Source organism: Streptomyces sp. NPDC014894 (genome assembly GCF_043080985.1).
Classification (GTDB): domain Bacteria; phylum Actinomycetota; class Actinomycetes; order Streptomycetales; family Streptomycetaceae; genus Streptomyces.
The window spans coordinates 169,287-176,008 of the sequence record NZ_JBIBWD010000015.1 but is presented as its reverse complement, the minus strand read 5'-3'; the positions used below and the strand labels follow the sequence as shown (position 1 = coordinate 176,008).

General features: G+C 68.6%; 6 protein-coding genes. All 6 read left to right on the top strand.

The window, feature by feature from the left end; all coding sequences use genetic code 11:
* Positions 1 to 188 precede the first annotated feature (188 nt).
* The 6 genes from ACF089_RS29865 (at position 189) to ACF089_RS29840 (ending at position 6,722) form a co-directional block, all read left to right on the top strand.
* Positions 189 to 797 carry a CDP-alcohol phosphatidyltransferase family protein gene (locus ACF089_RS29865; RefSeq protein ID WP_392033191.1) on the top strand — a complete coding sequence of 203 codons (609 nt, stop codon included), beginning with the start codon at positions 189 to 191 and terminating at the stop codon, positions 795 to 797.
* 110 nt (positions 798 to 907) lie between these two features.
* Positions 908 to 3,403 (top strand): sugar phosphate nucleotidyltransferase, encoded by a 2,496-nt coding sequence (locus ACF089_RS29860; RefSeq protein WP_392033188.1) that lies wholly within the window; start codon positions 908 to 910, stop codon positions 3,401 to 3,403.
* Positions 3,404 to 3,501: 98 nt separating this feature from the next.
* Positions 3,502 to 4,431, top strand: coding sequence for a DUF881 domain-containing protein (locus ACF089_RS29855; protein ID WP_392033185.1), 930 nt, complete (start codon positions 3,502 to 3,504; stop codon positions 4,429 to 4,431).
* A complete protein-coding gene (locus ACF089_RS29850) occupies positions 4,428 to 4,760 on the top strand; it encodes a small basic family protein (RefSeq protein ID WP_006376801.1) in 333 nt (110 codons plus the stop codon). The genes ACF089_RS29855 and ACF089_RS29850 overlap by 4 nt, the downstream gene beginning before the upstream one ends.
* A 5-nt stretch (positions 4,761 to 4,765) precedes the next feature.
* Positions 4,766 to 5,698: a DUF881 domain-containing protein gene (locus ACF089_RS29845; protein WP_392033183.1), complete on the top strand. Its 933-nt coding sequence runs from the start codon at positions 4,766 to 4,768 to the stop codon at positions 5,696 to 5,698.
* A 148-nt stretch (positions 5,699 to 5,846) separates the two neighbouring features.
* The gene (locus tag ACF089_RS29840) at positions 5,847 to 6,722 is read left to right on the top strand and encodes an FHA domain-containing protein (RefSeq protein ID WP_392033223.1); all 876 of its coding nucleotides are present in this window, start codon (positions 5,847 to 5,849) and stop codon (positions 6,720 to 6,722) included.

The following is a 6,722-nucleotide window of genomic DNA, read 5'->3' as shown; positions in this document are numbered from 1 at the left end:
CCCTGTGGGAGAGTAGGACGCCGCCGAACAATTTTTAGCCTCAGTCTTCCCGGACCTTGTGTCCGGGGAGGCTGAGGCATTTTTGCGTTCACCACTTTCCGTGGCCGGCCACCCCTGTGCCGGTAATCGCCCTCGCTGAAGGTAAGGTCAGGGGAGTCATTGCCACATTGCACACAGGAGGCCCCCGGGTGGAGGTCCAGGAGACCCGCGTTCAGACGGACCGGGTGCTCACCATCCCCAACATCCTCAGCATGGCCCGCCTCCTCGGCGTGCCGCTCTTCCTGTGGCTGATCCTCCGGCCCGTCTTCGGCGGGCCCAGCAGCGATGGCTGGGCGCTCCTGGTGCTCATGCTCAGCGGCATCAGCGACTATCTCGACGGCAAACTCGCCCGCCGGTGGAACCAGGTGAGCAAGCTCGGCCGGCTTCTCGACCCGGCCGCGGACCGGCTGTACATCCTCTCCACCCTCGTCGGGCTGACCTGGCGGGAGATTCTGCCGCTCTGGCTCACCGCGGCCCTGGTGGCCCGTGAGCTGATGCTCCTGGTGATGGTGGGAATCCTCCGCCGGCACGGCTATCCGCCGCCGCAGGTGAACTTCCTGGGCAAGGCCGCCACCTTCAATCTGATGTACGCCTTCCCGCTGCTGCTGCTGAGTGACGGATCAGGGTGGCTTGCGTCACTCGCTGCTATTTTCGGATGGGCCTTCGCCGGATGGGGTACAACTCTGTATTGGTGGGCAGGGATCCTCTATGTGGTCCAGGTTCGCCGACTCGTCAAGGCGGACGCAGTGGCCGATTGACCTCGTCGATGCAGGGCTGTGCAGTGTCGCACGCCGCGCATGACGCCAGAGGGCCTCTTTGGACGAGCGCAGTCGGCTAGACCGTCTCTCTCAAGGAGGACGCTTCCGACATGAAGGCCGTCGTGATGGCCGGTGGCGAAGGCACCCGGCTTCGCCCCATGACTTCAAGCATGCCCAAGCCACTGCTCCCGGTCGTCAATAGGCCGATCATGGAGCATGTGCTTCGCCTGCTGAAGCGCCATGGGCTCAATGAAACCGTGGTAACCGTTCAGTTCCTCGCGTCGCTCGTCAAGAACTATTTCGGTGACGGCGAAGAGCTTGGAATGGAGCTGACCTATGCCAACGAGGAGAAGCCGCTCGGCACCGCCGGCAGCGTGAAGAACGCCGAGGAAGCGCTGAAGGACGACGCCTTCCTCGTCATCTCCGGCGATGCGCTCACCGATTTCGACCTCAGCGATCTGATCGCCTTCCACAAGGAGAAGGGCGCTCTGGTCACGGTCTGTCTGACCCGGGTGCCCAACCCTCTGGAATTCGGCATCACCATCGTCGACGAAGAGGGCAAGGTCGAACGCTTCCTGGAGAAGCCCACCTGGGGTCAGGTGTTCTCGGACACCGTGAACACCGGGATCTATGTCATGGAGCCCGAGGTCTTCGACTATGTCGAGGCCGATGTGCCCGTGGACTGGTCGGGCGATGTGTTCCCTCAGCTCATGAAGGAGGGCAAGCCGATCTTCGGCTATATCGCCGAGGGCTACTGGGAGGACGTGGGCACCCACGAGAGCTATGTGAAGGCCCAGGCCGACGTCCTGGAGGGCAAGGTCGACGTCGACATCGACGGATTCGAGATCTCCCCCGGGGTCTGGGTCGCCGAGGGCGCCGAGGTGCACCCCGACGCGGTGCTCCGCGGTCCGCTGTACATCGGGGACTACGCCAAGGTCGAAGCCGATGTCGAGATCCGCGAGCACACGGTCGTGGGATCCAACGTCGTGGTCAAGACCGGGGCCTTCCTCCACAAGGCCGTGGTCCACGACAACGTGTACATCGGCGAGCACTGCAATCTGCGCGGCTGTGTGATCGGCAAGAACACCGACATCATGCGAGCCGCCCGGATCGAGGACGGCGCCGTCATCGGCGACGAGTGTCTCGTCGGCGAGGAGTCGATCGTCCAGGGCAATGTCCGCGTCTATCCGTTCAAGACGATCGAGGCCGGCGCGTTCGTCAACACCTCGGTCATCTGGGAGTCCCGCGGTCAGGCGCATCTCTTCGGGACCCGGGGCGTCTCCGGGATCCTCAATGTGGAGATCACGCCCGAGCTGGCGGTGCGGCTGGCGGGCGCGTACGCCACCACTCTGAAGAAGGGCGCGACCGTCACCACGGCGCGTGACCACTCCCGTGGCGCGAGGGCGCTCAAACGGGCGGTGATCTCGGCGCTCCAGGCCAGCGCCATCGATGTGCGGGACCTGGAGAACGTGCCGCTGCCCGTGGCGCGCCAGCAGACCGCGCGCGGCAGCGCCGGCGGCATCATGATCCGTACCTCGCCCGGGGTGCCGGACTCCGTCGACATCATGTTCTTCGACGAACGAGGGGCCGATCTCTCCCAGGCCGGGCAGCGGAAGCTGGACCGGGTCTACGCGCGCCAGGAGTACCGGCGGGCCTTCCCGGGCGAGATCGGGGATCTGCACTTCCCGGCGAGCGTCTTCGACTCGTACACCGGCTCGCTGCTGCGTAATGTCGACACCACCGGGGTCGCCGAGTCCGGGCTGAAGGTCGTCGTGGACGCCTCCAACGGCAGTGCCGGGCTGGTGCTGCCGAGTCTGCTCGGACGGCTCGGGGTGGACGCCCTGACCATCAATCCGGGGCTCGACGAGGCCAGGCCGACCGAGACGGCCGATACGCGGCGGGCCGGTCTGGTGCGGCTCGGCGAGATCGTGGCGTCCGCGCGGGCCGCCTTCGGGGTGCGGTTCGACCCGGTCGGCGAACGGCTGTCCCTCGTGGACGAGCGAGGCCGGATCATCGAGGACGACCGGGCGCTGCTGGTCCTGCTCGACCTGGTCGCCGCGGAACGGCGCAGCGGCCGGGTGGCCCTTCCGGTGACCACGACCCGTATCGCCGAGCAGGTGGCGGCGTACCACGGCACCCAGGTGGAGTGGACGACGACCTCGCCGGACGATCTGACCCGGGTGGGCCGTGAGGAGACCACGATCTTCGGCGGCGACGGGCGCGGCGGGTTCATCGTGCCCGAGTTCAGCAGTGTCTTCGACGGTACGGCGGCTCTGGTGCGGCTGGTGGGCCTGGTGGCCCGGACCCAGCTCACGCTGAGCCAGATCGACGCCCGTATTCCGCGCGCGCATGTGCTCAAGCGGGATCTCGCCACTCCGTGGGCGGTCAAGGGGCTGGTGATGCGCCGGGTGGTCGAGGCGGCCGGTGAGCGACATGTCGACACCACCGACGGCGTACGGGTGGTCGAGGCCGACGGCCGGTGGGTGATGGTGCTGCCGGACCCGTCCGAGGCCGTCACCCATTTGTGGGCCGAGGGGCCGGACGACGCATCGGCTCAGGTCCTGCTCGACGACTGGTCCGCGGTGGTGGACAGCGCAGGTCACTGAGGTGTGACCGGTATGCCGGGAGCCGTCGGAATCGCGGCTTCCGGCACACCGGTGGGGCCATTCGGCGGTAGCGGTCACGACGTGCGACGATGTGCGGCATGCCCCAGCAGCACCCCGTTCGGAGCACTGACTCTCCGCCTCCGCGTCCCGACGCGTCCATGTCGCTGCTGACGAATGTGATGGAGCACAGCCTCGACGAGGGCTATGCGGAGGCGACCGCCCGCCGGAAGGCGGAGGGCGGCGGAATGCCCCGTCCGCTGAAGGCCAGACTGGGCCTCGCCGCGGGTCTGGTGGTCGCGGCCCTCATCGTCACCGTGGGCGCGGCGGAGGCGCGGATATCCGCGCCCGTGCTGGCCAAGGAGCGCGAGGAACTCATCGACCGGGTCGAGAAGGAGACCTCGGACGCCGATGCGCTGGAGCGCTCTGTCGAGACCCTGCGGGACGAGGTGGGGGAGCGGCAGCGCCGGGCCCTGAACGCGCCGGGCGGCGACCGTGAGCAGCTGGTCTCGCTGCTGGCGGGCGCGACGGAGGTCGCGGGTCCTGGGCTCAAACTCGTGGTCGACGACGGCGAGGGCAGCGAGCAGGGCGGCGGCGGCCCGCGTGAGACCAGTGGTTTCAGCGATACGGGCCGGGTGCGGGACCGCGACATGCAACGGGTCGTCAACGGGCTGTGGGCGGCCGGGGCGGAGGCCGTGGCCATCAACGGACAGCGGCTGACGGCCCTGTCGGCGATCCGGGCCGCGGGAGACGCCATACTGGTGGACAACAGGCCGCTGGTGCCGCCTTATACGGTGCTGGCGGTGGGGGACGGGAAGAAGTTGAAGACGGAGTTCCAGGACAGCGCCGACGGACGGTATCTCCAGGTGCTGCGGGAGAACTTCGGCATCCGTTTCAGCGTCTCCGCCCAGGACAAGGTGCGTCTTCCGGCTGCCCCGAGCCTGATCGTACGTACAGCAGAGCCGACATCCGCCTCCGCCGGGAAGGGCGCCGGGCAGGGCACGGCAGACACAGGGAAGGGCACATCGTGATCGCCGTACTGGGCCTCGTGGTCGGAGTCGTGGCCGGGCTTCTGGTCCGGCCCGAAGTTCCGGCGGTGGTCGAGCCCTATCTGCCGATCGCTGTCGTGGCGGCGCTGGACGCCGTCTTCGGCGGGCTGCGGGCCATGCTGGACGGGATCTTCGTGGACAAGGTCTTCGTGGTCTCCTTCCTGTCGAACGTCGTGGTGGCGGCGCTGATCGTCTTCCTCGGCGACAAGCTCGGCGTCGGCGCCCAGCTCTCCACGGGTGTGGTCGTGGTCCTCGGTATCCGGATCTTCTCCAACGCTGCCGCGATCCGCCGGCACGTCTTCCGGGCGTGAGGCCGATGAACGGCGACGCGCGCGGCGGCGACGAGCGGAAGGGCGCCGGCCCGGTGGACCGCGACTCCGTGGAGCGTGACCCCGTGGCCGGGAATCCGGTGGCCGGGAGCCGGCCGGACGAGCCCGGGGCGGACCGGGACGGTCCGGTTCCGGTGACCGGCGGCCCGGCGGAGGCCGAGAGCCCGCCGGAGGCCCCCCGGGGCGGCCCCAGGGCCCAGATGACGGGACGGCAGCGGCTGGTCGCGGGCCTGTGGCCGCCGCGGGTGACGCGCGCTCAACTCACCGTCGCCGCGCTGTTGTTCGTCCTCGGTCTCGGCCTCGCCATCCAGGTCCGCTCGACCAGCGACAACAGTGCGCTGCGCGGGGCCCGGCAGGAGGACCTCGTCCGGATCCTGGACGAGCTGGACAGCCGCACCGAGCGCCTGGAGCACGAGAAGCAGCGGCTGGACGACCAGCGCACGGAGCTGGAGAACAGCTCGGACCAGGCGGAGGAGGCGCGCCGGCAGACGGAGCAGAAGGAGCAGCAACTGGGCATCCTGGCCGGTACCGTCGCCGCGCGCGGGCCCGGCATCACGCTCACCATCACCGGCGGCTCCGGCGCGGTGGAGGCGGACATGCTGCTCGACGCGATCCAGGAGCTGCGCGCGGCGGGGGCGGAGGCGATCCAGGTCAATGACGTCCGGGTCGTGGCGGATACGTACTTCACCGGGACGGGTGGCGACATCGAGGTGGACGGGAACCGGATCGGCGCACCGTACATCTTCAAGGTCATCGGCAAGCCCCAGGATCTGGAGCCGGCTCTGAACATTCCGGGCGGAGTGGTGCAGACCCTGGAGAAGGAGCAGGCCACCGCCACGGTGGCCCGCTCGGAGAAGATCCTCGTGGACGCCTTGCGGCCCGCGAAGCGCCCTGACTACGCTCGGTCGTCGGCGCGATGAGGCGGGGTCGTGAGATGTCCCGCGGGTCGGAGCGAGAGGTTGCGGGGGGTCGGCACATCGAAGCTGTGCCGCGTGGTGGAAACTGTCTGACGGGTACGGACGTTGTGAGAATGTCCGGGTCGGCAGGTCTGATCAATGAGGGTTCGTCCTGCCCCACGGGCGGGTCTATTTCGGTCAAGGGGAATCGCCCGTGAAGTTGTTTGCGAAGTTGTTCGGAAAGAGCGCACGCGAGGACGGCGGCAACGCCAAGCATCGCGCGCGGCGTCATGGCCAGGAGGAGGAGCAGGGCGGTGAGCGGCCGCTCTTCCGCGACGAGGTCGCTGGTCCGGGCGGTGACATTCCCGGTGGGCGGGGCGCGTCGTCTGTTGACCCTGCCGGTCCCGGCCGCATAGGTTTCGGGGAATCATCACCCTCAAGTACGGGTGGAGGGTTTGCCCCCGATCCGTATGCGACCAATCCCCATGGGGGACAGCCGCGGCAGGAGGATCCGTCCATGGCGGCCGTGACGGTGTGTACGAGGTGCGGGAACCGCAATCCGCAGTCGAGCAAGTTCTGCTCCAACTGCGGCGCGCCGCTGCGCGGCGGAGTGCCCGCCGAGCGGGCCTCGGAGACGACCTCCACCATCTCGATCTCGGGCCTGGAGGCGTACGACTCCGAGGTGACGGGGCAGACGCAGCTCCCGTCGCTCTCGCCGGAGGCGCAGGCCGCGGTGGAGGCCCTGCCGCTCGGCTCGGCGCTGCTGGTGGTCCGTCGCGGGCCCAATTCGGGAAGCCGCTTCCTGCTGGACGGTGAGCTGACCACGGCCGGCCGTCACCCGCAGAGCGACATCTTCCTGGACGACGTGACGGTGTCGCGGCGGCACGTGGAGTTCCGCAGGGGGCCCGACGCCGGGTTCAGCGTCGCCGACGTGGGCAGTCTGAACGGCACCTATGTCAATCGTGAGCGGATCGACTCGGTCTATCTGTCCAGCGGTGACGAGGTCCAGATCGGCAAGTACCGGCTGGTCTTCTACGCCAGCCAGTAG

Excerpts from the sequence above, each read along its gene's own strand:
- ACF089_RS29845 (WP_392033183.1), top strand. The coding sequence starts at position 4,766 with ATGAACGGCGACGCGCGCGGCGGCGACGAGCGGAAGGGCGCCGGCCCG.
- ACF089_RS29855 (WP_392033185.1), top strand. The coding sequence starts at position 3,502 with ATGCCCCAGCAGCACCCCGTTCGGAGCACTGACTCTCCGCCTCCGCGT.
- ACF089_RS29860 (WP_392033188.1), top strand. The coding sequence starts at position 908 with ATGAAGGCCGTCGTGATGGCCGGTGGCGAAGGCACCCGGCTTCGCCCC.